2 protein-coding genes are annotated in these 2,231 nt (G+C 58.7%); one reads left to right on the top strand and one right to left on the bottom strand.

Annotation, left to right across the window (positions count from 1 at the left end; genetic code table 11):
* Positions 1 to 20: 20 nt before the first annotated feature.
* Complete coding sequence (locus JE47_RS0120035; protein WP_031461439.1) at positions 21 to 1,742, bottom strand: IS1634 family transposase; 1,722 nt, start codon at positions 1,740 to 1,742, stop codon at positions 21 to 23.
* 78 nt (positions 1,743 to 1,820) lie between these two features.
* Between JE47_RS0120035 and JE47_RS0120040 the strand changes: the two genes are divergently transcribed.
* Positions 1,821 to 2,231 (top strand): PDZ domain-containing protein (locus JE47_RS0120040; RefSeq protein ID WP_031461440.1); only part of this gene is annotated, 411 nt, incomplete at its 3' end.

Raw genomic sequence — 2,231 nt, forward strand, 5'->3', positions numbered from 1 at the left:
AACTCTTGGTTCGCTCATTTTTATGGTGGATTTACAGAATTGACCGCCAGAGAGGAATAGATGCTTACAGGGATGTCGAGCAGGTCCAATATCTTGCGCTGGAGCTCAGCGAGCGGGGTGATATGGCGATAAGACCGTCCGTCTATTTGCACAAAGCTCAGAAAAATTCCCTCGAACGCTCTCAGCAGCGCTTCGGTGGTCGGGCGTTCGGTGGCCCGCTTGGGATTGCCGGCGTACAAACCGCTCAGTTTTTCCCCTGTCTGTTGCAGCTTGTTGCGCGCCACATGTTCTATCAAGGTCAAGACCCGCAAGCCGATCGAAAGCAAACGCGTCAGGCCGGTGGCGCGTTGGTCGTCTTGCAGGTACATCGGAGTCAGCGAGAGGGGTTTGCCTTTGAGGCGTCCGAAATTGCGTTCCACCAGGTATTCGGCCTGGTACGCCAGCACCGCCTGTTCGAGGGACAACCTGTCCTGCGGGGCATTGGTGGCATCCACCCGCCATCCCAGCAGGCGAACGGCCTGCGCGATGGCAGCCTCGTTGCGTTGGACAGAGACCAAAACGGTTCGCTCCAGGCGGGTTGCGGCGGCACGATTGCCGTACGTGCGAAGTTGCCGGGTTTGAACCTGTTCGGTGATGTGCACTGTCAGCAGCCCTTCGACCTGATGGCGCTTGAGAACGGCTGCAATCGCCTCGCGCAGCGCTGCCGCATCGGGGAGCCGCCTTTTGCCTTGCTTGCGCTCATTCAGCGCCTGCAAGGCCTCCTCCGCATGCTCCAGCCGCTTGCGCAGGGCAGTTGCAGCCGCTTCGGCTTGCAGCAACGAACGGATGAACAGGCGGCGTTCGTTCCACCTCGCTTCCTGACCGTTGACGACGGCCGTCTGGGTTGCCTGGACTTCATAGCCCTCGGCGATTTTCTCGATTTGCCCTTCGCTATTCGGCCGCTCCACGCTCAGCAAGGCTTGCTCGCCGTTCCAGACCGCCTGCACAGCCCTTGCCAACTCCGCTGGCGGTCCCTGCAGCGCCGACAGCGGTCCCAGGTAGGTGTCCTGGCCCACTTGCAGATGCGCACGCGTGGCCAGAGCCATCATTTTGACGTCCCCGACATACCACAAGCCACGCCGCTCCAAACCTGCCCGCACCTGCTCAATCGCCGGAATGGACAAGGGGTCATCGGCCTGGTTCCCCGCCACCACCTGGGTCGCAACCGGCATCCCCAGCGGGTCAAGCGCTGCCACCATCACTTTCAACTGCGGCAACTCCGGGCGATGATCCTTGCTGTGGCCCAGCTGAAACAGGCCGTCTTCGCTCACCTGCCAGTATCCGCTCGCCGTCGTGCTGTCAAGCCGGATGCGCTCCGGCCTCAAGTCGTAGACCCGCAGCGTGCGGCGGTTCAGACTCGCCGCAAAAGCCGCCCACTCTTCGTCCTCACTCAACGCATCCAGCACGCTCGCCAGACGGTCATCGCTGAAATCCAAGGCCCGCACTGCTCCGCCCAGGCAGCCGCTCAACGTCTCGATGCGTCCGGCAGCCCACTCCTCCACCTGGTTCAGCCGGTGGTCCGCTTCCGACAAACTGTGCGCCAACCACCCGACCAGCACGCGTCCCAGGTCCAGTCCTTGCCAGTTCCCATGCGCCGGAAAGTGTTCATTCGTCAAGGTGATCACTCCCATGCGCTCCATCCATGTGATCAAAAGTGGAATATCGTCCACGCATTCCGTGGTTACAGTCAGTTCTTCGGCCATACCGATAGGTTATCGTATTTCAAATTCAGTCAAAAAATGAGCGAACCGTGAGTATCAACGTAGCGGTTGGGAGATTGTGTGGAATATCAGCCCGATGTCAAGCGGATTACCGGTGAAGGTGGTATTATCGCCAGCGTCGCTGCCCATAGTCTGGGTGAAGCGATCGGTCTTCAGCCTGGCGATGTTGTGGTGGCAATAGATGGTCAACGCCTGCGCGATGTCATTGATTATCGCTTTGCAATCGCTGAGGAACGTGTAACTCTGCTTATCCGCACTGCTGCTGGCGATGAACGCGAAATAACGCTCACCAAAGACCCTGATGACGATTTAGGTGTTGAATTTACCGAACCCCTCTTCGACCGGTTACGCACCTGTAACAATAAATGCCCCTTCTGTTTTCTGACCCAAATGCCGAAGGGCTTCCAAAAAACGCTCTACCTGAAAGATGACGATTACCGGCTGTCGTTCCTCTACGCCAATTTTGTCACC

This window comes from Chloroflexus sp. MS-G, assembly GCF_000735195.1.
Classification (GTDB): domain Bacteria; phylum Chloroflexota; class Chloroflexia; order Chloroflexales; family Chloroflexaceae; genus Chloroflexus.

Coding starts and splice junctions, on each gene's coding strand:
- JE47_RS0120035 (WP_031461439.1), bottom strand. CDS start 1,742: ATGGCCGAAGAACTGACTGTAACCACGGAATGCGTGGACGATATTCCA.